Here is a 25,417-nt window from a genome sequence, read left to right on the forward strand (position 1 = left end):
ACAACCACAGGGGAGTGGTGGGGAGGAATTCGCCAGCTTACGGCCTGTATTCAGTCTTCGGTAATCTGTAGTGCATTGCGCAGAAAGCGCTGGTTATCGGCGAAGAGTTCTCGGGCAATGGAGGACTCCGGTGCGATGGTCTCAAACGCGTGTGGCGCCATTGGCGCGAGGTGTAAATCGCAGTGTACACCGGCGGATCTCAGGCGCTTGGCATATGCCTGCGATTCCTCGGCAAACAAGTCGATATCGCCAATGCCTATCCAGGTGGGGGGAGACCCGCGGAGCCGCTCTCTCCGCGCCGCTACCGCGTAAGCGGGTGGTTCCTGCGTATCTGAAGTCTGGCCCAGATAGGCGGACCAGCCCGCCCGGTTACTTCGGTTGTTCCATATCCGGTGATTGAGCATATCCAGTTCCCGCCTTGCTGCAGTCCGGTCATCGAGCATTGGGCTGAACAGCGCCACACCTGCCGGTTGTAAGCCTCCCAGGTCGGAAAGCTTGTGGGCGAGGCTGGCGGCCAGGCCCGCCCCCGCACTTTGGCCAGCAATGGCAAAGCGTGTCACGTCCACGCCGTGATCGTGTGCGAGATCCTGTGCACACCTCCATGCATCCAGACAATCGTCGAGTGCGGCAGGGAACGGGTGGCGTGGCGCCAGCCTGTAATCCACCGAGTACACCACCAGCCCCAATTGCCAGGCGAAACGGCTACAGAGGCGATCATCCTGGGCGGCGCGCCCGGTTATCATGCCCCCGCCGTGAATCCACAGTAATCCGGCACCGGACTGTTGACCAGCAGGGCGATAAATACGGAGCGCACCATGGGAAAGCGACTGTTGCTGAATCGTCAATCCGGCAATGGATTTTGCCTCCGGCAGTGTGCGAAGCAGCAGGTTGTTCAGCCGTACAAAGAGCTTGCTGTGAAAGGGTAGTGATGGAATCAGGCGAAAGATTTTTCTGATCTCCGGGTGCAGGGCCTGAATATCCATTTCGCTATCGCTCAGGTGGTTCTCAGCACAAGTCCACAGCCATTTCTGCCAGTGGCCTGGCAAGGCTGCCCATTTCTTTCGCCTTGGCACTGGAAGCGTTGCCGTCCAGGGCGCGCTGCTTTACACCCTGTAAAATCGCGGCAAAGCGAAAGAAACTGAAAACAACGTAAAAATTCCAGTTTTCAATGGAGCTGATACCCCGCTGGGCGCAGTAAGCGGCAACGTATTCACGCTCTGTGGGAATTCCCAGGGCCTCGCGGTCAACGCCACCAAGACCCGGCATGATTCCACCGCTTTGCATGCGTAGCTGCATACACTGGTAGGCGAGATCTGCAAACGGATGGCCAAGGGTCGATAGTTCCCAGTCCAGCAGCGCGAGGACTTTTGTCTCGGTGGGGTGAAACAACATGTTATCCAGCCTGAAATCCCCGTGCACCAATGCTATCTGCCCATCGTCATCGGGCATATTCGCCGGTAGCCATTGCATGAGGTATTCCATTGCATGAATAGTCTCTGTTTCCGATGCCCGGTATTGTCTGCTCCAGCGATCGATCTGGCGGGCAAAATAATTACCGGGTTTCCCATAATTACTGAGGCTGACTTGTTCGATGTCTACCGAGTGCAGGGTTGCCAGGACGCGCGTCATTTCTGAATAGATCGCCCTGCGTTCGCCGGGCTGCGCGCCCGGCAGTGCGGGATCCCACATCACGCGACCATCTACGTACTCCATCAGATAAAACATGCTGCCAATAATTCCCTCGTCGCTACAGAGATGCAGTGGACGGGCAACGGGCACGTCGGTCTCGGAGAGGGCCATCATCACGCGAAATTCCCGATCCACCGCATGTGCCGACTTCAACAGTTCACCGGGGGGCTTGCGGCGCAAAACGTATTTTCCGCTTGCCGCCTGAATAAGGAAGGTGGGGTTGGATTGGCCATCCGGAAATTTTCTTGCGGTGATTGGGCCTTGAAACCCTGTGACCTGTTTTTCCAGGTAGGCCGCCAATGTATCGACCTGGTTGCTGAGCTCGGTCGTATCGCTGATGGTTGACATGGCGGTCTCCGTGAATGGAATTGGTCGGGAGGGTGTCGGCAATACCGGTTCCCGTGAGCGGAACTGGCATTGCTGGCGAGTCAGTAGGGTGCTTCCGGCATCAGCGGCTGTGTAAGCCTGGCCAGTTGCTCCTTGCTACTTACACAGGTTCCTGTGAGTGCAAAGCCGGCAATCATCCCGCTGCTTTCCTTGAATATGGCTCGCACCCCCTCAGGGGTATTTTGCTCGATGATCCAGCCCCCCTTTAACGCGGGGGAGGGTGGGTGCGCCACCACAGGGAAGAGTGTGGTCTTTATCAATACCGGCATGGTGCCGTAATACACCTGGGTGGGTGTTCCTGTGAGGGTTTTTGCCAGTGCCCGTGCCGATGCCATCAGGGGTGCCACATACACCAGGACATGCCCGTCAACTTCTGCACAGTCTCCCAGCGCATAGATTTCACTGTCGCTGGTCTGTAACTTCCGGTCGACCATTATTCCTCGATTGACTGCCAGTCCAGCATCGCGCGCCAGCTCTGTGCGCGGCCGCACTCCCACCGCGGAGAGCACAATATCGGCTTGCAGTAACTCTCCATTGCGCAGGGTTACGGTGAGTCCGCCAGCATCGCTGGCTGCGTCCACGCGGATTACGCCGGTGCCAAAATGGAAGCGGACCCCTGCATTTTCCAGCGCAGCCTGGAGCGAAAGCGAAGCCGGTGGCGGGAGCAGGCTCGACAGCGCAGTTGCCATGGGGTCCACCACTTCGACCTGGTAACCGGACTGAACCAGGTCATTGGCATACTCGCAGCCGATCAAACCTGCGCCGATCACCAGAACGCGTTTGGCTCCGTTCATTGCCGCGCGGAAGTGTGTGTAGTCGGTCAGGTCGTTAATGGAGTACACGCGCTCGGTGGCGTCGCCCTGGAGTGGCAGGGCAACGCAGGCGGCCCCTGTCGCCAGCACCAGCTTACTGTATTGAAAGGTGGCGGTGTCCGTTCGCACTATGCGGGAAGCGCGATCAACAGCGCTAACCTCACAAAAGGTATGTACCGTGATATTCAGGTCTCGTGCCATTTCCTCTGCCGTGGCGATCGCCATCTGGTCCGGTGTCTGTTTACGGTGAAACCCAGTCGAGAGCAGCGGTTTCGAGTAAAAGCGCCCGTCATCAGCGGTCAGCAATAGGATCGGACACTGTTGGTCGAGCTTGCGGATTTCCCGGGCGAGGTTATAGCCGGCAAGCCCTGAACCCACGATGATTACAGGGTCGGGTGTGGTTGGTGTACGAGGGGTACTCGCGGACTCTGCTGGCACGGGTGCTTCCTCGGCAGACTCGGGGTTGCTGACCACAACCATTTCGAAGTCCGCCTTGCTGACGCCGCACTCAGGGCAAAGCCAATCTTCCGGAATATCTTCCCAGCGGGTGCCGGGGGCAATATTGTCCTCGGGCCATCCCTCGGCTTCGTTGTAGGTCCAACCGCAGACCAGGCACTCCCAGACTTTGTAATTCGCCATCGTGCTGCTCGCTCCCATTTATTTGTTCTTGTGGTTTCAGCCCTTGAGCATTTGTTGGATGGTCTTCCTGGTCTTTTCATTGAAAGGCGGCGTCATGCCGGTCATACCTGCAAGGTCCAGCTTTGACTGCCTGTAGACGGATTTGGTATGGCTGAAAGTCTTGAAACCATCAAAGCCGTGATAGCAGCCCATCCCGCTATTGCCCACTCCACCAAAGGGCAGGTCTTCCTGGGCCACGTGCATGATCACATCGTTAATGGTTACTCCCCCGGAGGTGGTCCTGTCCAGGATTGCCCTCTCTTCTTTCGCGTCGCTCCCGAAGTAGTAGAGGCCCAGAGGGCGCGGCTTTTGATTCACATAGTGAATGGCATCGTCGAACTGCCTGTAGGTTTTTACTGGCATGATCGGGCCGAAAATTTCCTCCTGCATTACCAGCATGTCGTCGCTGGTATTGAGGATCAATGTGGGAGGGATTTTGTGGAATGGCTGGTTGATGAAGGATTCGCTGGCAGGATTTATTTCAACAAGCGTTGCCCCTTTTTCCACGGCATCGGCAAGGTAATGTTGAAGACGATCATAGTGGCGCTGATTGATGATGGATGTGTAATCATCATTGTGCAGAAGGCTTGGAAGCATTTTTGCCACTGAGGCTTTAAAGCCCGCTATGTAGCCATCCAGTTGCTCTTCCGGGATGAAACAATAATCCGGGGCCAGGCAGATCTGGCCAGCGTTGGTGATCTTCCCCCACATGATGCGGTCGCACACCATTTTCGGATCCGCGCTCTTGCCGACAATCACTGGCGACTTGCCTCCCAGTTCCAGCGTGACTGGTACCAGGTTGCGGGCTGCTGCCGCCATCACATGGCGCGCAACCGAGGTGGCTCCAGTGAATATCAGATGGTCGAAGGGAAGGGCGCTAAAGGCCTGGCCCACTTCCGGACCGCCGGTGATAACGGCGATCTCACTCGGATCAAACGCTTCAGCGATCATTTTTTGCATCAGCTCTGAGGTGGCCGGTGTGAACTCGGAAGGCTTGATCATGGCGCGGTTACCTGCCGCCAGTACCTGCGCCAGGGGCGCAAAAGCCAGGTTCACCGGGAAGTTCCAGGGGCTGATAATGCCCACCGAGCCGAGTGGCTGGTATTCGATCCTGGAGCGGGCGCCAAAGAGGTTGAGGGGGAAGAGCGTGTTGCGCTTTTGTGGGCGCATCCAGTGTTTGAGGTGTTTCCTGGCGTGTACAAGTGGGCCGATACCCGCTGCCACATCCATCAGCTTGCTGTGTGGCAAGGAGCGGTGCCCAAAGTCCTGCCGCAGCGCTTCGGCAATGGCATCCTGGTAGTTTTGCAGCTGCTGTATGGCCCGGTTGATGCGGTCGATGCGGGTCTCTGCAGAGACCGCGCCCTCGGCGGTAAAAGCAGCTTTTTGAACCGAGAGGATTTGGCTGAGATCGCTTTCAACCCCAGACGTGGGTGGGGCCTGACGCGCGCTGATTTCCTGTTCAATTACAGAGTTCACGGAGTTGGTTCCCTTTATTGTTGGTTATGTTTTGCTGCCAGGTGAGTCCCGATTCCAGGTGACCGCCAGAGCGGACGGTAGTAAGGCAAAGGGGGACTGATTCCTTTGCATCAGAGTCTATGTCAATTTCCAATTCATTAAAACAGTCTGTACTGATTGTTTTTAGATTGTCCCTTTGATAATGTTGTTGCGTACTGTGGCCAAAAAACAGCCTGAAGGCAGAGACATAGTCGGGAGGCCCCTGCTTCTGGGGGTGTCCGGATTGCACCATTTCACTGGAGTCGGCGACCTATGGACTTTTCACTGACGGAAGAGCAGATGCTGTTGCAAGACAGCGTGCAGAAATACGTGCGAGACAATTGTGGTGTGGAACGCCATCGCCAGCTGGTGAAGACCCAGCTCGGTTTTGACGCCGACACCTGGCGGCAGTTCGCTGAGTTGGGCTGGCTCTGTTTGCCCTTCGCCGAATCCCTGGGTGGTTTTGGCGGCGGGGCAGTGGATACCATGATTCTGTGTGAAGCGCTGGGAAAAGGCGTTATACGCGAGCCCTACCTGACGACGGTGGTGACCTGTGGGGGCTTTCTGCAGCTTGGGGGAAGTAGCGCCCAGCAAGACGCCTATATCGAGGGGATCATCGACGGGCGCGCACAATGGGCGTTTGCGTTTGCGGAGATTCAGGGGGGATACGATATGACCCGTGTCCTCACTACCGCAACCGGTGACTCGGATGGATTTCGCCTGAATGGTAAAAAGTCCGCGGTGCTGAATGGGCACTGTGCGGACTTCTTTATCGTGACCGCCAACACGGGGGAAGGCCTGGGTTTGTTTGTTGTGTCTGCGGAAGATGCCGGGGTATCGCGCACACCGTTTACCGCGGTTGATGGTAGCCGGGGTGCCCATGTGGAGTTTGACAATGTGCTCCTGGGGCCGGACAGGGTGCTGGTGGAGTCAGGCCAGGCCGCTGCGCTTATCGACCGGGTACTGGCGCTGTCCATTGTGGCGATGGGCGCTGAAGCACTGGGGGCCATGCAGGTGTTACTGGACCAGACCGTTGAATACTCAAAAACCCGCGAACAATTCGGTCAGCCTATTGGCAAGTTCCAGGCCCTGCAGCACCGGATGGCGGACATGTACCTGAAAGTTGAGGAACTGCGGTCGCTGCTGTTGAATGCGGCAATCCTGTTGGACGAGGGTAGTGGCGAGGCATTGCAGGCGTGCGCCGCAATGAAGGTGAAACTGGCCGAGGCCGGCCGTCAGGTGTCCCAGGAAGCGTTGCAGCTACATGGTGGCATCGGTATGACTGATGAACTGGTGGTGAGCCATCATTTCAAAAGGCTGCTGCTGCTGGGCATGCTGTACGGTGATGAGGAGCATTACCTGCAGCGGTATATTTCCCTATCGGCGTAGAGGGCAAGTAGGCACTTGGGAAATGGCGTAGGAAAGCGGCCGGCGTGAGGCCCTGAACAGTCTCCTGTGCAGGGCCCAACCGGATCACGATTTTGAAGAGTGGCGAGATATTGCTGTCTGCCCCTTGTCGGTAAAGATCTCTTCCAGTCGATCGCCGAGGTAATCAAGCAAGCGGGTGATACGCTGGTCCTTGTTTTTTCCCCACTGGCCGACTGCCATGCCTTCCATCAGAAACTTGGTAATATCCATGGCAAGGAAATAGAGGTCACCACGATCATTCCACTCCTTGAACATTTCCTTGTTTGATTCGTGAATATGCTCTTCGAAGCGGGCCGCCGAGTTCTCCAGGATTGCCTGCAGTTCCGGGTCGGTACGTCCGGCGACGCACAGCTCGTGGTAAACCACCGCGAGGTCCCCGGTAAGGTGATCCCAGTAGGCATCGAGGCCAGCACGGCGGCGGTCCTTACCCTGTAGTTTCTTGGGGATCAGGGAAACACGATGCGTGTAATCGTCCAGCAGCTTCCAGTGCAGGTATTCCACCGCCGCCTGGATGAGCTCTGTCTTGGAGGGGAAGTGATGCAGCATGGCACCACGGGAGACGCCCGCATTGTCTGCCACCTTGGCGGTGGTCACGTTGGAGTAACCGAGGTTGATAAAGCAGTTGATCGCGGCTTCCAGAATGCGATCGCGGGTCATGGCACTTTTCTGTGACTGCCAGCTGACGGCTTCCTCGCTGGTACTTCTGGACTTTGGTGACTTGGTAACGCTCATCAGGCTTCAATTTCCGGTTAGATTTCCAAGGAGTTGGCAAAATAAAACAGTCTATCCTGTTTTAAGCAGGCTGTACTGGGTCATTATAGGTGAAACCGCACCGGGAAAAAACGCTTTTTCGAAAATGCGCTGCCTACGTATTCAGGCACTAATGGTCTCGGGAAATTTCTATGCACACTGGATGAAGGTTTCACGAATATTTTAGTAACAGTGCCGCGACCCCTTTTCTGTTTTCCGTCGATACCTCGTGTTCACACGTATTATTCTGCAAAGTTTACGCCAGCGAAGCGGGAGGGGATCAGTGAAAAAGCCCGGTCGCGGGATCAGCAACGGCGCCCCCGAAAACTGCCTGAATCGCAGGGTTAAAAAAAGCCCCTGCCTCATAAAGTGAATAGTGCAGGGGCCCCAGGGAGAGAAGGTTGTTTAGGCGTAAAAAGTGCGTGGTGTGATTACGATTGAATGCCGCCCATACACAGGTATTTAATTTCCAGATAATCGTCGATTCCGTATCTGGAACCTTCGCGACCTATGCCGGACTCTTTTACGCCCCCAAATGGTGCGACCTCGGTAGAAATAATGCCCTCATTCACGCCAACAATGCCGTAATCCAAGCCTTCACTGACTCGCCAGATACGCCCAATATCCCGCGCGTAAAAGTAAGCGGAGAGGCCGTAGGGCGTGTCATTACCCATGGTGATAGCTTCGGCTTCAGTTTTGAATTTGAACACAGGCGCTACTGGCCCGAAGATTTCTTCCTGATAGATGTCCATTGAAGGATCAACCTCCGTGAGCACGGTGGGCTGATAGAAACAGCCTCCCTGTGCGGTGGAGCCTTCGCCACCCAGTAACACCTTTGCGCCGGCACTGACAGCCTGGTTGACCAGTGCGCTGACTTTTTCAAACGCTGCGTCATTGATCAGGGGGCCGATGGTCACGCCTTCATCCGCACCATTACCGACTTCGAGTGCGCTGACTGCAGCCAGGAATTTTTCGATGAAGGCGTCGTACACGGATTCCTGGACCAGAATACGATTGGCGCAAACGCAGGTTTGGCCCGCATTGCGAAACTTGGAGGCGATGAGGCCTGCAACCGCGGCATCCAGGTCTGCATCATCGAACACAATGAAGGGCGCATTGCCGCCCAGTTCCATGGAGGTTTTTTTCACCGTACCCGCGCACTGTGCCATCAGGGTTTTACCGATTTCGGTCGAGCCGGTGAAGGTCAGCTTGCGGACAATTTGACTGCCGGTCATCTCGCCGCCAATTTCACGGGCACGATTCCCGGCGACCACACTGAACACGCCCGCAGGTATACCGGCTTCCTCTGCCAGCTTTGCCAGTGCCAGTGCGCACAGCGGCGTTTCTGTGGCTGGTTTCAATACGATGGTGCAGCCTGCGGCCAACGCCGGCGCAACTTTGCGGGTAATCATGGCAATGGGGAAGTTCCACGGAGTGATCGCGGCGACCACGCCTACCGGCTGCTTCAATGTGACGATACGCTGGCCGGGATTGTTGGCCGCAATGGTGTCTCCGTAAACCCGGCGTCCCTCTTCGGCAAACCATTCGACAAATGCCGCTCCGTAGGCAACTTCGCCGCGGGATTCCGCCAGCGGCTTGCCCTGTTCCGCCGTCATCAGTCTGGCCAGGTCTTCCTGGTTATACATGATTAATGTGAACCACCGCTTGAGCAGCGCGGAGCGCTCCTTGGCGACCAGGCTGGACCACCCCTGCAGCGCGCGGTCTGCGGCTTCGATGGCGCGGCGGGTTTCTGCGGCGCCGGCGTTGGGAAGCTGCGTGATCGGCTGCTTGTTTGCCGGGTTCAGCACCGGCATGGTGTCACCGCTGTCTGCATCTACCCATTCGCCATTGACATACAGCTGGGTGCGTAGCAGGGAGGGGTTGGATAGCTTCAGCATGACGGGCCTCGGTTGCGCTATTTTTTGTATTCGGGGTTGCGAAAATCGGTCTTCAATTGCCACAGCGGAGCGGTTATCCGGTCAATTTGACGACAGATACCGGAATGGCGCTTTGCTGGGCCATTCCCGAGTATTTTTCCGGGTTGTCCAGGTTATTGATCAGGCGGTTGGTATTCGCTCCGATTTCACGCACGCGATCGTCGCCGGCACCATCTGGTGCTGCGCCCCAGCAATGGGCCATGGAAATTACACCGCGTTTGATATCCGGGCTGCTTTTCACCACGGCCGGAATCTCGCCCTGGCGCGAGCGCAGTGCAATGACTTCGCCATCGGACAGGTTAAGTTGTTCCAGGTCATCGGGATGAATAAAGGCTGGGTTGGTCGTGCCTTTAGACGCCAGGAAGCTCAGTTCCGGGCCGGTGGAGTTATAGACATTTTTCATTCTGCGGCTCACCAGCAGAAAGGGGTGCTCCTGTTTCAGGGCGAGGCCCCGGTCGGCATCCCGCGCGGCACCGGCCAGTTCATCGGCAATGCCTTCAGGGAATAGGTCCAGCATGCCCTTTGTGGCGGGGTCTGCCGGCGCAACGATGACATCGGGCAGGTCGTAGACGTGCCCCCCCTCGCGCTGGTAAATGTCTGCCAGTGGTACGCGCGAGCCGGTGGTCATCATTTCCAGGATCTGGTACTTGGAAGGCTTGTTGAACATGTCCAGTGGCTGATCGCGGATGCTGAGGTCAAGTCCCAGCCGTTTGCCCAATTCCCAGAACAGTTCCCACTCTTCAATTACATCACCCTCGGCCTCCACCACGGCTTTGGTGTAGTGGCTATAGGGTTGTTCGTACCAGATGTCGGTGAGTACGGTGAGGTCATCGCGTTCAAGGCACAGCTTCGAACCAATGACGTAATCGGCCATCTCTGCGGTCGCGGACATTTTGTAATCGAGACAAATCAGCAGGTCGAGATTCTTCAGTGCCTCATAGGCCTTGGCCTGACCCGGCCACGCCAGCAGCGGGTTACCGCCAATAACGATCAGTGCTTTGATCTGTCCCTCTCCCTCGAGCAGGATCTCGTCGGCACAGACCGCAGTAGGCATTTCCTTGATCGGGCCATTGGCAGTCAATACGGTCACCTCACCAATGTCTTCTGAAACCCGACTGCGTACCCCGGTCAGCCACTCCGGCTGCGGTGGAATAGCCTGCGCAGGACGAGGCATGGGCGGCGACAGTACTCCCGCATTGGGGAGCTTTTCGCCGGCACGGTAGTGTCTGCCGCAGATGGCATTTAGTGCCTGGGTAAGGTGTTGCACCAGGTTGGGGTAGGGGCCCATTTCCGGGCCGGTGCCCGTCGTGGCCGACCCGCGGGGCCCGGAAGCGAACAGGCGCGCGGCGGCGATAATGTCGGCTTCGGCAAGATCAGTACGCGCGGCGACATATTCCGGAGTAAAGGGCTTCAAGCTTTGCTGGAACTGCTGCAGATTCTCGATGTTTTCTTCGCAGAACGCTTTATCGTGCAACTCCTCGGCGAGGATGATATGCAGCAATCCTGCGAGCAATACCGCATCCTGTCCTGGTTTAATCTGCAGAAAAAGATCCGCGCGCGATGCCACCTCAGACTTGCGCGGATCGATGACAATAATTTTCATCCCGCGTTTCTTGCCTTCCCTCAGCGCATTACTGGGGCTGAAGGACGGAATACCACCGGGGATCGAGAAGTGCGACACCAGAGTGTTGTTACCGATAATCAGTGCAACATCGGAGTCTTGCCAGGTGTGGTTTCCTCCCGCCCAAAAACCCATGCGCGCCTGACCGATGCCCACCTTGGCAGGCTGGTCGATGGTAATACTGGTGTAGTAAGACGGTGAGTCCAGCGCTACATGCCAGGCTTTGGCCACCGGGTGCGTCGCTGAGTTCTGGAAGGAGACGGTGCCATTGTAGCTGGCGATGCTGCGCGGCCCGTACTTCTTGCGGATTTCACGCAGCTTGTCCGCGATTTCGTCCAGTGCCTGGGCGCTACTGATTTGTGTGCGGGATCCGTCGGCGTGTTTTTTCAGCGATGTGAGAATACGCTCGGGCAGGTACAGCTGTTCCGGCATTTGCCGCCCTTTCAGGCAGGTGTAGCCCCCAAAAATCACATTGTCCGTATCCGGCTTCAGGGCTGTGATCCTGTTGTCCTCGACGGTGGCAACCATCGGGCAGTTGGCGTGACAGAAACGGCAGAATGTCTTTACCTGCTCACCCTGTTTTTTCTGGTGCATTTTTTGTTGCTCTTCTTGCATGGGTAGCCACCGGTTTGTTCAGGATTTTCGGTCCTGTGGACCTCCAGGGTTGTGATCACGCGGTAAAGAAGTCGCCCCGCGGATTGCCCTGCGGATCAAAAACGGGTTCCTCGACCGAAATCTTGAATTTTGAGATGGCTGTATCCAGAACCCCAAACTGACCGAGCACCCCAAGCATTTGTGCAAAGTAGGGGCCTGAAAGGTGCGCGGATAAGTCTTCACTGGAGGCCCAGTTTTCATACACGTAAATACGTGTGTCTGAGGTCGGGTCGGCGCACCAGGCGTAATGGTTACAACCTTTTTGCGCGCGGGTGTCGGGTATCAGCGCGGCGGCTGCTGCGAGTGCCGCTGCACGGTCTTCTGCCTTTACATCCACGGTTCCGTTGATCAGTACGGTCATAGTGCGTTCCTGTATTGGTAAAAGCGTTTCCTGACGATCCACCTGAAGCTACCAGAAGGTTCACCATAAAACAATCAGGGTTGACTGATTTTTTTGGGGCGTCTATATTCGATCGAAATTTCGACCGTCGCTGGAGTGCGCGAAGTGCTCGGCTCTGGCGCGAGTGGCGTGGAAAAGTTGCCTAAAACAACCGGGGAGCGGCCGGGAATATGAATGAATCAATGAATCGTCAATATTATCTGGCATCGCGCCCGATCACGCTCCCGACACCATCCGACGTTCCTTACCGCGATGTACCTGTGCGAGAGCCTGCGGAGGGTGAAGCAGTTATTCGCAATCTCTACATCTCGCTGGATCCAGCTATTCGCGGTTGGATGAGTGAGGTCAATAACTATATTGAGCCGATTGCGATTGGCGATCCTATCCGCAGCTCTGTGATTGGTCGCGTCGTGAAGTCGCGCAGCGACCTGTTGGAAGAGGGTGATGTGGTGATGTCGCTCGGTGGCTGGGAGCGCTATACCTATGGTGCCGCGGCAGCCATGCACAAGCTGGATGAGAACGCCGGTATTCCGTTGAGCCACTTTCTGAGCGTGCTCGGCCCCACCGGTCTTACCGCGTATTTCGGGCTGCTGGAAGTAGGCCGGCCCGAACCGGGGCAGACGGTGCTGGTGAGTGCCGCTGCTGGTGCGGTTGGTTCTGTCGTTGGGCAGATCGCGAAGATGCGTGGATGCCGTGTGGTGGGCATGGCGGGTTCTGAGGAGAAATGCCGGTGGATCACTGAAGAGCTCGGATTTGATCAGGCGATTAATTACAAAACCTGTGGTGACTATGAGGCGGCCATACGGCAGGCGTGTCCCGATGGGGTGGATGTATATTTCGACAACGTGGGCGGAGATATTCTGGACGGGGCACTTATGTGTCTCAACAAATTTGCCCGGGTTGCTGTCTGTGGCTGGATCTCGACATACAACGATCCCGATGCACCGGGACCCAAAAACCTTTGGCAGCTGGTTGCCCAGAGCGTCACCATCCAGGGCTTTGTGGTGCTCGATTTTCAGGATCGCTTTGCGGAAGGCATCGACCAGCTGGCGAACTGGGTGATGGCGGGCAAGTTGAAGTTTCGCGAGGATATTGTGGATGGGCTAGATAATGTTCTGCCCACGTTTCTAAAACTTTTCGATGGCTCCAACAGCGGTAAATTGATAGTTCGCAATCCCGAGTGATTGCCGGTGGCGGCGCTGTGCCGCCACTGCTTTTTTCCCTCCTTTCTTCGTGCGAGTTGCGCCTTCCCATCGCCGTCCATTCCCCCGGCTGATCGCCAAAATTCTTGGTGGGGTAGTGAAAAATATCTTTAATTTCATGCGGTTAGGTTTTTTCCATAAAAAGAAACAGGCGAGACTGTTTTATTCAGTCAATTGCTGTTAGTATTTTTTCACCGTAGGCCTGAAAGTGCCGTTGGCCTCCGCATAACAACAAGAGTTTTCGAGGAGTGTCACATGGATTTAAGTGCCTTCCCTTATCTGCAGGGGAATTATGCGCCGGTCCTGGAAGAGAGCGATTTCGGACTAGGGGATCTCCGCGTCGAAGGGGAAATCCCTGCGAGCCTGACTGGGGCATTCATGCGCGACGGGCCCAATACGGCCTATCAGCCTAACCACTATGTCTATCCGCTGGATGGCGACGGCATGATCCATGCGGTCTACCTCAAGGGCGGGCAGGCCACCTACAAAAATCGCTGGGTCGAAACCAGCCACCTGAAAACCGAGCGCAAGTTCGGCCGCACTATTTATGGCAGCGTCGGGAAGCTTCTCGAGGTGCCGGCGGAGGTGATTGAGGCCGGTGGCGAACCGAACCCGGTACGCAACACCGCCAATACCAATGTGATCTATCACGGAGAAAAGCTGCTCGCCATGTGGGAGGGCGGTTTCCCGCACTTGCTGAACAACGACCTGAGCACCGTTGGCCTTTACGACTATGACGGTGCCCTGAAGCCCGGTGACGCGCTCACCGCACACCCGAAGATTTGTCCCGACACCGGGGACCTGATCAGTTGCACCCAGCGTTGGGACAGCCCTAATTACTGGGTACAGATTTTTGATAAGAACGCTCGTCACAAGCGGACAATTCCGGTGCAGTTCGAACGCAAGGGCATTATCCACGACCTGCAGATTACCGAAAATCATGTGGTCATCATCTACGCACCGGCATTCCATGATGTGACCCGCGCGATGCGCGGCGAGGACCCATTTTCATGGGAGCCGGAGAAGGGCACCAGGATTCTGGTAATTCCCCGCAACGGCAAGGACGAAATTGTCACCTACGAAACCGAGGCGTTTTTCAGTTGGCATTTCTGCAATGGCTTCGAGCGCGGTGGCAAGATCATTATCGATTACGTGTGGATCAACCGGATGCCCTTTACCCAGGCCCAGGGCACCGGGGTGGAAAAACAGCCTCGCCGCATGTACCGAATGACGCTGGACAACGCCTCCAAAACCCTGACCAACGAGAAATTTTCGGATGTTTTCTGTGAGTTTTCGAGGGTGGACGAGCGGCGTATGGGCAAGCCGTATCGCTATGGGTTTGCGGCTTCCAGTGATCGCCAGTGGGCCGATGCGCACGGCTACAACTGTACCGGCCGCTTCGATTTCGACACCGGAGAAACCACGCTGTTCAATTACGGTGAGCAGGCCAATGCGGGGGAGCCGGTTTACGTTCCCAACCCTGATAGCCCTCATGAGGAAGATGGTTGGCTCATGTGCTTCGTGTTTAACCCCGGAGAGGGCCAGTACCTTTCGATTATCTCCGCCGGGGATGTTGCTGGTGGGCCGGTGGCCAAGGTGTATATACCCACCCGTGTTCCCAATGGCTTCCATGCGAACTGGATGCAAAACCTGACTTTGTAATCATCACAATTGCCTGCACGTGAGGACGGTTTTTCCTCGTAGTGCGGCAGGGCAACGAACAGGCAATAAAAATAGAGGCGGCCTATGTCTACCGATACCAATACGCTCCTGAAGCCAAAGAGCACTGAGCAAGTGCTCGATTCCGAGCAGTTCCTGAAAGCGTATCGCTCGATGCGCACGATACGCGCCTTCGAAGACAGGATCAGCGAGCAATTCATGAAGGGCAATATCCCCGGCTTCCTGCATCTTTATTCCGGTCAGGAAGCGGTAGCGGCTGGCTTGTGCCTGCTGCTCAATGACGATGATTACGTGATCAGTACCCACCGCGGACACGGTCACTGTATCGCCAAGGGAGCGGATGTCGTCGCGATGATGAAGGAGATCATGGCCAAGCAGGGTGGTCTCTGCGATGGCAAGGGGGGATCCATGCATATTGCAGATTTTGACAAGGGCATGCTGGGCGCGAATGCCATTGTTGGCGGCGGACCGCCCATCATCGTCGGTGCGGCGCTCTCCGCGAAAACCCTCGGTACCGACCGGGTCGGTGTTGCCTTCGGTGGTGATGGATCCTCAAACCAGGGAACAACATTTGAAGCCATGAACCTGGCCGTGGTGCTGAAGCTCCCAGCGATCTTTCTGTTTGAAAACAACGGTTATGGCGAGGGGACCCATGCGCGTTACGCCGTGGGTTCGAAAGATATCGCCAGCCGCGCCCAGGGATTTGGTATGCCCGCCTACCAGGTCGATGGCACGGATCTTTTTGCCGTGTATGAAACCTGTCGCGAAGCGGTTGCGCATTGTCGTGCCGGTAAAGGCCCGGTGACGATTGAAGCTACCGTGCCCCGGTTTAAAGGGCATTTTGAAGGTGACCCTCAGGCGTATCGCGGCGAGAAGGAGGTCGAGACCTTGATGAAAGAGCAGGACTGCCTGGTGATGGCAAGAGCCCGTGCCGTGAAGGAAAAGTTGGTGAAGGCGAAGGATCTCGACCGCATCGATCAGGAGGTCGCGGAATTGATCGATGAGGCGACGCAGGCCGCCCTTGCTGCACCGGCCCCAGAGGACTCCGAGCTGCTCAAAAACGTCTACAGCTCCGATTACTAAACCTCGGGCTTACTTCGGAAATTAAAAAAACAAATTTGGAGTCGACAGGATGCCGGTAAAAACATACAGAGAAGCGATCAACGAAGCGCTGCACCAAGCAATGCGCGAAGACTCCACCGTGATTGTACTCGGTGAAGAAGTGTCAGGTGGTGCAGGTTGCGATGGTTCGCGGGATGCCTATGGCGGCGTGATGGGTGTCACCAAAGGGCTGTTGCCCGCCTATGGCGAGGCCCGGGTGATCGATACCCCGATTACGGAATCCGCCATTATCGGTGCGGCAGCAGGCGCAGCCCAGACGGGTCTGCGGCCGGTGGCCGAGCTGATGTTCATGGATTTCTTCGGGGTCTGCTTTGACCAGATCTATAACCAGGCGGCCAAGTTTCACTACATGTTTGGTGGCAAAGCCCAATGTCCGATGGTAATCCGATGTACCACCGGCGCTGGCTGGCGCGCGGGAGCCCAGCACTCTCAAAACCTCACCCAGATGGTCACCATGGTGCCGGGCCTGAAAGTGGTTTGTCCCACCAACGCCTATGATGCGAAGGGGTTGATGTTGCAGGCGATCAAGGACAACGACTGTGTGATCTTTGTTGAAGACAAGATTCTTTACGACACCAGTTGTGAAGTGCCGGACGAAATGTACACCTTGCCATTTGGGGAGGCGAAGTTTTATCGCGAGGGTAGCGACCTGACCATCGTTGCTATCTCGAACCCGATGCACAAGGTGCTCGCCGTGGCGGACAAGCTCGCGGCTGAAGGGATCACCTGCGACGTAATCGATCCCCGCACGACATCGCCGCTGGATGAGGAGGCCATTCTCGAAAGTGTTGAGATGACCGGCCGTTTAGTGGTGGTGGATGAGATGACACCGCGCTGCGGCATTGCATCGGATATTTCCAGCATCGTTGCGGAGAAGGCATTCCGCTCTCTGCGCGCACCAATCCGGAAAGTTACCGCCGCGCATTCCCCGGTGCCGTTTGCGCCGAACCTGGAAGACGCCTGGATGCCGCAGGAGTCTGATATCGAGTCCGCAATCCGCGACGTACTGGAGTATGTCTGATGAGCACATTGCATGCACTAACCGTACCCAAGTGGGGTATGTCGATGGAGGAAGGTGAAATCACCGAGTGGCGTGTGGAAGAGGGTGATCGCGTTTCGGTGGGGGACGAAATCGTCGATATAGAAACTTCCAAAATCGTCAATACCGCGGAGAGTCACTGTAACGGCACCCTGGTGAGGATCGTGGCGCAGCCTGGTGAAGTACACCGCGTAGCTATGTTGCTGGGTGTTGTAGCGGAAGGTGACGTGAGCGAAGCCGAGATCGACGCGTTTATCTCGAATTACAAGCCCGATGCGACCGCCCTGAACCAACCGCTCGTTGGCCGGGAAGAGGCGACTCGAGCGCAGGGGGCACCCAATAGTCAGGCAAAGGCAGAGCAGCCCCAACGAGACAGCACGGTTTCGCAGGCCGCGACTACCTTACCAAAAGCCCCGGGCGATGGGACGGGCGATGCCGAGGTGTTTGCCTCTACCGTCGCACGGCGTTTGGCGAAAGCGCACGGCATTAATCTCCACGACGTGACACCGACCGGACACCACGGCCGTATTTCCAAATGGGATGTGGAAAAGGCGGCGGGCGTGCGCATTCAACCGGCGAAGACAGTAGCCAATTCGCCATTGCCCAAGCGTGCTGCCAGTGATGACTCCCGTACCGCGGCAACCCCGGTTGCTCGTCGACTGGCCAGGAAACTGAATATCAACCTCAACGATGTCACCCCGACCGGCCGCCATAACCGGGTTACCAAGGGGGATATCGAGCTGGCGGCGCGCGCAACCAGTGGCATGGGGTCTTATACCGAAACGCCGCTATCTGGCATGCGCAAGGCGATTGCCGGCCATTTGAGTGAATCAAAGCAAACCATTCCCCACTTCCGTGTGAGCCTCGACATCGAACTGGACAGTCTGCTGGCCCAGCGCAAATACATGAATGACACGCTGGGACACGAGATTTCGGTCAACGATTTTATTGTGAAAGCCTGCGCAAGCGCGTTGCAGCGGGTGCCCGAAGTGAATGTGCAGTTTACCGGTGACGGCATCCGGCAGTTCGAGCAGGCAGATATCTCGATTGCTGTGGCACTTGAAAACGGTCTGATGACCCCGGTCATCCGCAGGGCAGATAGTAAAAGCCTGCCGCAAATTGCCGCAGATACACGTGCGCTGGTTAAACGTGCCCATGCCGGGCAGCTGGCTCTGGATGAGATCCGTGGAGGCTCATTTACCGTTTCCAACCTCGGCATGTACGGCGTCGACCAGTTCGACGCGATTATCAATATGCCGCAGGCGGCAATCCTCGCGGTTGGCGCTGGTCGAGCCCAGCCGGTCGTGCGTGATGGCAACCTCGTAGCCGCGACCGTTATGCGGGTATCGATGTCGAGCGATCATCGTGCGATTGATGGTGCCACCGCTGCCAGGTTCCTGCAGGCATTGAAAGGGTTTCTGGAAAACCCCGCATCCATGTTGCTGTAGGGGCAGGTTCTAGCAAGAAGGATCCTTGATGTGAATAGTGAACACAGTGATCGACAGTCATTTGACCTTGCCGTAGTCGGTGCCGGTCCCGGTGGCTATGTGGCCGCGATCCGGGCGGCACAACTGGGCTTGAATATCGTCATCATCGAAAAGCAGCACATGGGGGGTGTGTGTCTGAACTGGGGTTGTATTCCCACAAAGAGCTTGCTCAAAAGTGCAGAGCTTTATCAGGCAATTCTTAAATCCAAGGACTACGGCCTGGAGGTCAGTCCCGGGGAAGTTGATATTACGAAGGTCGTAAAGCGGAGCCGCGAGGTGGCGGAGCGCTTGAGTCGCGGTATCGATTACCTGATGGATAAGAACCGGATTACTGTGGTTCGTGGAAAGGCGCACTTGAAAGAGCGCAACCTTCTTGAGATCTCCCGTCCAGACGAGGGCGCTTTGTACGTAAGTGCGCCTCATATCATTTTTGCAACGGGCGCCAGCCCGAGGTCGCTTCCCGGTATCGAGTCGGATGGCAAAGTTATCTGGACCGCGAAAGAAGCCATGACGCCGGATAGCCTGCCCAAATCCCTGCTGGTCATTGGGTCCGGCGCCATCGGCATTGAGTTCGCGAGTTTCTATCAGAGCTTTGGCTCTGAAGTCACCGTCATCGAAAAGCTGGATCGCATCCTGCCCATGGAAGATCGCGATGTTTCCGCGGCAGCGCAAAAAAGTTTTGAGCGGCGCGGGATGAAAATTTTCACATCGAGTGTCATTGACGGGGTGCAGGTAGATGACGCGCGGGCCGAGGTGCACTGGCGCTCCCCAGTGGGAGTGGAGCAGGGTGTTTTCGATCGCGTGATTGTTGCCACCGGCGTAAAGGCCAATACGGAGGGGCTCGGCCTGGAGGCACAGGGTGTTGCGCTTGATCGCGGACAGGTCGTGGTGAACCAGTGGTGTGAGACCTCGGTACCCGGTATCTATGCGATCGGTGACATGACCGCTCCCCCGTGGCTTGCGCACAAGGCAAGTCACGAAGCCGTCTTGTGTGTCGACAGGATTGCCGGGGAAAAGAATATTGAACCCCTTGACGTACACGGCATACCTGCATGCACCTATAGCTCTCCGCAAATCGCCAGTGTTGGCATGACCGAGGAGCAAGCCCGGCAAGAAGGTATCCATCTGCGCGTCGGTCGCTTTGACCTGAATGCGTCCGGAAAGGCCCAGGCGATTGGTCACGCCGAGGGTTTCGTCAAGACGATCTTTGATGCAGATACCGGTGAACTGCTGGGCGCCCATATGATCGGTCCGGAAGTGACCGAGCTGATTCAGGGATATGTGATCGCACGCAAGCTTGAAACCACGGAGGATGAACTGTCGAGGACAGTGTTCGCCCACCCAACCATGTCGGAAGCGATGCATGAGTCTGTACTCGATGCAATCGGTCAGGGCATTCACAGCTAACGCAAACGTGCAGGCAATCAATAGGTGAGGTTGAAATAATCCATATGACGAATAGAACTGCGATCGCCGAGGGCTTGTTTACCTGGCCGTCCGATAAACCCGCACTGCTGGGGAGCCGCTGCCGGGAGTGCAACATTGCGGAATTTCCGGTGAAAAGCAGTTGCCCCGCATGCGGCAGCCAAGACGTAGGCGTCGAGCAGCTGCCCCGTCGCGGCAAGCTCTGGAGCTGGACCATTCAGGGCTTTATGCCAAAGTCCCCGTATAACTCGGGGGAGACACCGGAAACTTTTACACCCTACGGGGTTGGTTACGTGGAACTGCCCGGTGCCGTATGTGTGGAAGCGCGGCTGATAGAGAACACACCTGAGCAGCTTTCTATTGGTATGGAGATGGAGCTGGTCATCGAAACCCTGCGCTATGAGCAACAGGGGAATGAGGTGGTTACCTTTGCGTTTAAAGCCGTGGAGTAATTTGCGGAAGACACAGGAATATTTGGGTAATTATCGATAGTTAGGCGAGCACCTTGCGTATTGCGCGCCGATACAACGGGAAGATTTCATGGACGTAGCGATTGTTGGTATTGGTATTCATCCGTTTGGCCGAACACCCGGCCGCAGTGGATTGCAGCAGGGCGCGTTTGCCGCCCGCCAGGCATTGAGCGATGCCGGCGTAGAGTGGCGGGACATGCAGTTCGGATTTGGTGGCAGTGCCAGCGCTGGCAGTGCGGATGCGCTGGTGAATGAATTGGGGCTCACGGGCCTGCCGTTTATCAACGTAGCCAATGGCTGCGCTACCGGTGGCAGCGCAATGATTTCGGCCTATAACGCGATTAAGTCTGGCCAGTACGATATCGGTATCGTAGTGGGCTTCGACAAGCATGATCGCGGCGCTTTCAATGCCGACCCGCGCCAGATGGGAATTGGTGAATGGTACGGTGAAAGTGGTCTGATGCTGACGACGCAGTTCTTCGCCATGAAGATCCAGCGGTATATGGACACCCACAACATCAGTGCCAGCACCCTGGCGAAAGTAGCCAGCAAGGCTTTCAGTAATGGTGCCAAAAACCCTAACGCCTGGCGTCGTGAAGAGATTGCGGAAGAAGAAATAGCCAGTTCAACCATGATCAGTCACCCGCTCACCAAATTCATGTTTTGTGCGCCGGGTGAGGGCGGTGCGGCCATGGTGCTTTGCCGGGCCGACCACGCGCACCGCTATTCCGACAAGCCCATTTATCTGAAGGCCGCCACCATGCGCTCACGTCGCTATGGCTCCTTTGAAGTATTTTCTCCGTCACAGGCGCTGCAGCAAGTCGATGGGCCCACGGTGGACGCCTCCCGTGCGGCCTTCGAGCTGGCTGGTGTGGGTCCGGAGGATATCGATGTCCTGCAGCTTCAGGATACCGAGTCCGGTGCCGAGATTATGCATATGGCCGAAAACGGATTCTGCGAGCACGGCGAGCAGGAAGCGCTTATCCAGGCGGGAGAAACCCGAATTGGCGGCAGACTGCCGGTAAATACCGATGGCGGATGTATCGCGAGCGGAGAACCGATTGGGGCCACCGGTTTACGGCAGATCTACGAAACCTGTTTGCAATTGCGGGGAGACGCCGGGCCGCGACAGGTGCCGAATACGCCCAAGCTGGGCTACACCCATGTGTATGGCGCGCCGGGAGTCAGCGCCGTGACCATATTGCAACGCTAACTGTCCACTGAACATTAAAAAATAATAAGAGGAACGCGCCATGAGCGACACCGTTGAGTTGACACCGGAAGAGATTACCGCAAGAAATCCCTCTGACAGCTTTCAGGACCTGTTGAAAATAGAGACTGTGGAAGTCCCTCCTTCCTTGCTGGAGAGCACCGAGACCTATCTTGGTTCCGAGGACATCTCCACGGATCGCTATACCTCAAAAGCGTTTTTTGACCTGGAGGTTGAAAAAGTCTGGCGCAAGACCTGGCAGGTTGCCTGTCGAGAGAACCGCTTGCGCAAACCCGGGGATTACTTTGTCTACGATATCGTCAACGATTCCATTTTGCTGACGCGTACAGAGTCCGGTGAAATCAAGGGTTTTCACAATTCCTGTTTGCACCGCGGCCGGGCCTTGAAAAAGGGCGCCGGGCATAGCGATAACCTCCGCTGCCCGTATCACGGTTGGTCGTGGGACCTGGATGGCGAGTTTCTCGGTGCACCCTGCCAGTGGGACTTCCCGCACGTAACCAAGGAAAATGCAAAGCTCCCGGAGGTCAGGGTAGCAACCTGGGGAGGGTGGGTATTCATCAATATGGATGAGAAGGCTCCCTCTCTGGCGGAGTACATGGAAATGCTGCCCGACCATATGAATCGCTGGAAGCATGAGCAGCGCTTCGTGGCACTGCATGTAGAGAAAGTCATCGCGTGTAACTGGAAGGTTGCTTTTGAGGCCTTTATCGAGTCTTACCATGCCCTGGCTACACATCCGCAGCTGATGCCGTTCCAGGGTATCGACAACTCCCAGTACGACGTCTGGGGGGACCATGTCAGCCGCACCATTACCGCCTACGGTGTTCCCAATCCGGCCCACGCGGATCAGTACACGGAGCAGCAGTCACTGGATGCCATGATGGAACTGATCGGGGTTCCCGACCGTCCCCAACTGGCACCGGGCCAAACGGCTCGTGAAATGTATGCGGCATTGAATTTGCCGGTCGCAAGCCAGCAAGCGGGCGAGGACCTGAGCGGCAAGGTAACGATGTCCGAGCTGATGGACTCCACCCTGTATTCGCTTTTTCCCAACTTTGCGCCCTGGGCGGGGCAGGGCACCGTGATTACCTACCGGCACAGGCCCAACGGGGACGACGTCGACAGCTGCATCATGGAGATCTTCCTGCTGACCCGATTCCCCGAGGGCGAGGAGTCTCCACCGGATGCTCCCACTTTCCGCCTTGGGATCGACCAGCCGTTTAGCGAGGCTGCAGAGGTGATGGGGGCCGGTTTTGCCAATGTTTTCCACCAGGATGGTGCGAACCTTCCCCAGGTCCAGAAAGGCCTCAAGGCTTCGAAGAAGCGGGCAGTCACCCTTGGTAACTACCAGGAAGTGCGTATTCGGCATTTTAACCAGACCCTGGACAAGTACATCAATGCGAAGTGATCGCACTTGCAAGGATCGTGTGGAGACAACGTCATGAATGATCTATTCCGTCCCTTCAGCCTGGAAGGGAAGACTGCCCTGGTTACCGGCGCTTCCAGCGGCCTGGGGCTGCATTTCGCCCAAGTGCTGGCAAAGGCTGGTGCCCGTGTCGCGCTTGCTGCCAGGCGCACGGACCTGCTCGATAAAGTCTGTTCAGAAATCGTGGAAGCGGGCGGTGAGGCGCTTGCAGTTTCCATGGACGTGACTGACTCAGAAAGCATCAGGGCCGCTTTTGATCATATCGAGGAGACCTTTGGTGTACCGAACGTGGTGATCAACAACGCCGGTATCACGATCCCTAAATTACTTCTGGACCTGAGTGACGAAGATTGGGATGGCGTAATTGACACCAACCTCAACGGGGTGGCATTTGTGACGCGAGAGGCTGGCCGCCGGCTGGTCGCTGCAGGGACCCCAGGGAGCATTGTGAATATTGCCTCGATTATTGCTGAGCGCCTACAGAAGTGCCTGTCGAACTACGCCGCCGCCAAGGCCGCAGTAGTGCAGTTGAGCAAGGCTGCTGCCCTTGAGCTGGCTCCGCACAATATTCGGGTGAATGCACTATGCCCGGGTTATTTCAATACTCCGCTGAACAGCGAATGGTTCAAAACCCATGCTGGTCAGGCCCTGATAAAGCGCGTGCCTACCGGACGTATAGGTGAATTGGATGAGTTGAACGGGCCATTACTTTTGCTGGCTTCCGATGCTGGCTCACTAATGACCGGCTCTGCGATCACCGTTGATGGTGGTCACGTGCTGTCTGAACTCTAATCCGGCCCAACAGCGTGTCATAACTCGCAGCATACTGAATGAGGGGAATACCCATGGAAATCCTTATGGATCAGAATCGCTTACACCGCGATGCCGCGCACTGGACAAACCTGACCGTCGCCGACGCCGCATGGAAGAAGGCGCAAGAGTGTCCTGAAGAGACTGCCATTTTCCTGGAAAATGAACCGGCTATCACATTTGGCTCCATCGCCGAACAGGCACGCCGCCTGATAACCGGGTTGCGCAAGCTTGGTATGCAACAGGGCGATGTGATTAGCTTCCAGCTGCCCAACTGGCGAGAGTCGGTGATACTGGACATTGCGGCGTCGGCAATGGGGCTATTGGTAAACCCCGTGATTCCCATCTACCGGGATCGAGAGCTGCGCTTCATCCTGAAGGACGCGCGCACCAAACTGATATTCATTCCCGAGCGGGTAAGAAGCCTTGAATTTCCATCAATGATCGCCCGCCTGAAGCCGGACCTTCCCGACCTGCAGCACGTGGTTTCGGTACGGGCGGAGGAAGATTACCCGGGTATGCTGCGGTTTGATGCACTTCTCGACAATGAGATGGCTGACCTTGCCAGCCTGCCAACCGTAGACCCCAACAGTATAAAGACCATCCTCTATACCTCGGGTACAACGGGTAATCCCAAAGCGGTATTGCACAGCCACAACACCCTGAACCGCGTGATACAGAACTCGGTTGAGTGTTGGAAGCTGGATGAGAAAGACATCATGCTGATGCCTTCACCGGTGACGCACATCACCGGATATGGCTCCGGGATGGTGTTGCCGTTTATTACCCGCGTCAAGTCTGCGCTGATGGCGCGTTGGGATGCGGATGCGGCGGTGGAATACATTCAAAGGGTCGGGGCCACCGCCAGTGTTGGGGCTACCCCGTTCCTAGTGGAGTTGCTGGCTGCGGCCAAACGACACCGTACGCGGTTACCCAGTATGCGACTGTTTGCCTGCGGCGGTGCGTCGGTCCCCCCGGGAGTCATTCACGCTTGCTATGAGCAACTTGAAAACTGCCGGGCATTCCGAGTCTACGGTAGTACCGAGGCACCGGTGATCACCCAGGGCTTTGTCGGTGATGGCGAACAGCAACTGGCCGCTGAAACCGACGGCATGATTTACGGGTATGAGGTAAAAATCGTTGATCCCAAAGGTAATGCCTTACCGCCAGGTCGCGAGGGCGAGATTGCCGTGCGCGGGCCCGGGTTGATGCTGGGCTATGCCGATCCCAAACAGAATCGCGCCGCCCACGATAATGAAGGCTTTTTCTACACCGGTGACATCGGTTTGCGCACCGCAGATAACGCCATAAAGATCACAGATCGAAAGAAGGACATCATCATTCGCGGTGGCGAGAATATCAGTGCCCGCGAGATTGAAGACGTACTGCACGAGCACCCCAGCATAAGTGAGGTAGCGATCGTATCAATGCCTCACGAACGTCTGGGAGAGGGCGTTTGCGCCTATATCGTGCCTCATAAAAATGCTTCGGAGCCGAATCTCTCAGGCATTGCGGCCTATGCGAATAGTGCGGGGCTGGCGAAGCAGAAAATCCCTGAACATATAGAAATCGTGGAAGCGCTGCCGCGCACGGCGAGCGGAAAGGTGAGAAAGGATATTTTACGCAAGGAAATATCCTCACGATTTGTTGACTGCTTCTAACCGGCTGACAGGGA

The 25,417-nt window shown here is 56.5% G+C and carries 20 protein-coding genes; 12 read left to right on the top strand and 8 right to left on the bottom strand.

Annotation, left to right across the window (positions count from 1 at the left end; genetic code table 11):
• Nucleotides 1–50: 50 nt before the first annotated feature.
• The 4 genes from LC059_RS05200 to LC059_RS05215 all read right to left on the bottom strand — a co-directional run bounded on the left by LC059_RS05200 (nt 51) and on the right by LC059_RS05215 (nt 5,042).
• Complete coding sequence (locus tag LC059_RS05200; protein WP_226702745.1) at nt 51–983, bottom strand: alpha/beta hydrolase; 933 nt, start codon at nt 981–983, stop codon at nt 51–53.
• Nucleotides 984–1,005: 22 nt separating this feature from the next.
• Nucleotides 1,006–2,037 carry a phosphotransferase gene (locus tag LC059_RS05205; RefSeq protein ID WP_226702746.1) on the bottom strand — a complete coding sequence of 344 codons (1,032 nt, stop codon included), beginning with the start codon at nt 2,035–2,037 and terminating at the stop codon, nt 1,006–1,008.
• Nucleotides 2,038–2,117: 80 nt separating this feature from the next.
• Complete coding sequence (locus LC059_RS05210; protein ID WP_226702747.1) at nt 2,118–3,527, bottom strand: FAD-dependent oxidoreductase; 1,410 nt, start codon at nt 3,525–3,527, stop codon at nt 2,118–2,120.
• 36 nt (nt 3,528–3,563) lie between these two features.
• Entirely contained in the window at nt 3,564–5,042 is a 1,479-nt protein-coding gene (locus LC059_RS05215) for a coniferyl aldehyde dehydrogenase (RefSeq protein WP_226702748.1), read from the bottom strand.
• A 291-nt stretch (nt 5,043–5,333) separates the two neighbouring features.
• Between LC059_RS05215 and LC059_RS05220 the strand changes: the two genes are divergently transcribed.
• Entirely contained in the window at nt 5,334–6,449 is a 1,116-nt protein-coding gene (locus LC059_RS05220; protein ID WP_226702749.1) for an acyl-CoA dehydrogenase family protein, read from the top strand.
• Nucleotides 6,450–6,533: 84 nt separating this feature from the next.
• Here the strand turns inward: LC059_RS05220 and LC059_RS05225 are convergent, their stop codons facing one another.
• From LC059_RS05225 to LC059_RS05240, 4 genes are all read right to left on the bottom strand, one after another.
• Nucleotides 6,534–7,220, bottom strand: a complete 687-nt coding sequence (locus LC059_RS05225; RefSeq protein ID WP_226702750.1) for a TetR/AcrR family transcriptional regulator — start codon at nt 7,218–7,220, stop codon at nt 6,534–6,536.
• A gap of 449 nt (nt 7,221–7,669) precedes the next feature.
• Nucleotides 7,670–9,136, bottom strand: a complete 1,467-nt coding sequence (locus LC059_RS05230) for an NAD-dependent succinate-semialdehyde dehydrogenase (protein ID WP_264189180.1) — start codon at nt 9,134–9,136, stop codon at nt 7,670–7,672.
• 73 nt (nt 9,137–9,209) lie between these two features.
• Complete coding sequence (locus LC059_RS05235; RefSeq protein ID WP_226702751.1) at nt 9,210–11,390, bottom strand: molybdopterin-dependent oxidoreductase; 2,181 nt, start codon at nt 11,388–11,390, stop codon at nt 9,210–9,212.
• A 76-nt stretch (nt 11,391–11,466) separates the two neighbouring features.
• A complete protein-coding gene (locus LC059_RS05240; protein WP_226702752.1) occupies nt 11,467–11,811 on the bottom strand; it encodes a putative quinol monooxygenase in 345 nt (114 codons plus the stop codon).
• Between the two features lie 221 nt (nt 11,812–12,032).
• Here LC059_RS05240 and LC059_RS05245 point away from each other — a divergent pair, with 221 nt between their 5' ends.
• The 11 genes from LC059_RS05245 to LC059_RS05295 all read left to right on the top strand — a co-directional run bounded on the left by LC059_RS05245 (nt 12,033) and on the right by LC059_RS05295 (nt 25,403).
• A complete protein-coding gene (locus LC059_RS05245) occupies nt 12,033–13,034 on the top strand; it encodes an NADP-dependent oxidoreductase (RefSeq protein WP_226702753.1) in 1,002 nt (333 codons plus the stop codon).
• A gap of 273 nt (nt 13,035–13,307) precedes the next feature.
• Nucleotides 13,308–14,714, top strand: a complete 1,407-nt coding sequence (locus LC059_RS05250; protein WP_226702754.1) for a carotenoid oxygenase family protein — start codon at nt 13,308–13,310, stop codon at nt 14,712–14,714.
• Between the two features lie 84 nt (nt 14,715–14,798).
• Nucleotides 14,799–15,815 (top strand): thiamine pyrophosphate-dependent dehydrogenase E1 component subunit alpha, encoded by a 1,017-nt coding sequence (locus LC059_RS05255; protein WP_226702755.1) that lies wholly within the window; start codon nt 14,799–14,801, stop codon nt 15,813–15,815.
• Between the two features lie 49 nt (nt 15,816–15,864).
• On the top strand, nt 15,865–16,875 hold the full coding sequence (locus LC059_RS05260; protein WP_226702756.1) for an alpha-ketoacid dehydrogenase subunit beta: 1,011 nt from the start codon (nt 15,865–15,867) through the stop codon (nt 16,873–16,875).
• A complete protein-coding gene (locus LC059_RS05265) occupies nt 16,875–18,341 on the top strand; it encodes a 2-oxo acid dehydrogenase subunit E2 (protein WP_226702757.1) in 1,467 nt (488 codons plus the stop codon). Before LC059_RS05260 ends, LC059_RS05265 begins: the two co-directional genes overlap by 1 nt.
• 30 nt (nt 18,342–18,371) lie before the next feature.
• Entirely contained in the window at nt 18,372–19,787 is a 1,416-nt protein-coding gene (gene lpdA / locus LC059_RS05270) for a dihydrolipoyl dehydrogenase (protein ID WP_226702758.1), read from the top strand.
• Nucleotides 19,788–19,831: 44 nt separating this feature from the next.
• Complete coding sequence (locus tag LC059_RS05275) at nt 19,832–20,257, top strand: Zn-ribbon domain-containing OB-fold protein (RefSeq protein WP_226702759.1); 426 nt, start codon at nt 19,832–19,834, stop codon at nt 20,255–20,257.
• A gap of 88 nt (nt 20,258–20,345) precedes the next feature.
• A complete protein-coding gene (locus LC059_RS05280) occupies nt 20,346–21,488 on the top strand; it encodes a thiolase family protein (protein WP_226702760.1) in 1,143 nt (380 codons plus the stop codon).
• A gap of 40 nt (nt 21,489–21,528) precedes the next feature.
• Entirely contained in the window at nt 21,529–22,914 is a 1,386-nt protein-coding gene (locus LC059_RS05285) for an aromatic ring-hydroxylating oxygenase subunit alpha (RefSeq protein ID WP_226702761.1), read from the top strand.
• A 33-nt stretch (nt 22,915–22,947) separates the two neighbouring features.
• Complete coding sequence (locus tag LC059_RS05290; RefSeq protein ID WP_226702762.1) at nt 22,948–23,724, top strand: SDR family NAD(P)-dependent oxidoreductase; 777 nt, start codon at nt 22,948–22,950, stop codon at nt 23,722–23,724.
• A gap of 65 nt (nt 23,725–23,789) precedes the next feature.
• Complete coding sequence (locus LC059_RS05295) at nt 23,790–25,403, top strand: AMP-binding protein (RefSeq protein WP_226702763.1); 1,614 nt, start codon at nt 23,790–23,792, stop codon at nt 25,401–25,403.
• Nucleotides 25,404–25,417: the final 14 nt, after the last annotated feature.

Source organism: Microbulbifer elongatus (assembly GCF_020524885.1).
Lineage (GTDB): Bacteria > Pseudomonadota > Gammaproteobacteria > Pseudomonadales > Cellvibrionaceae > Microbulbifer > Microbulbifer elongatus_A.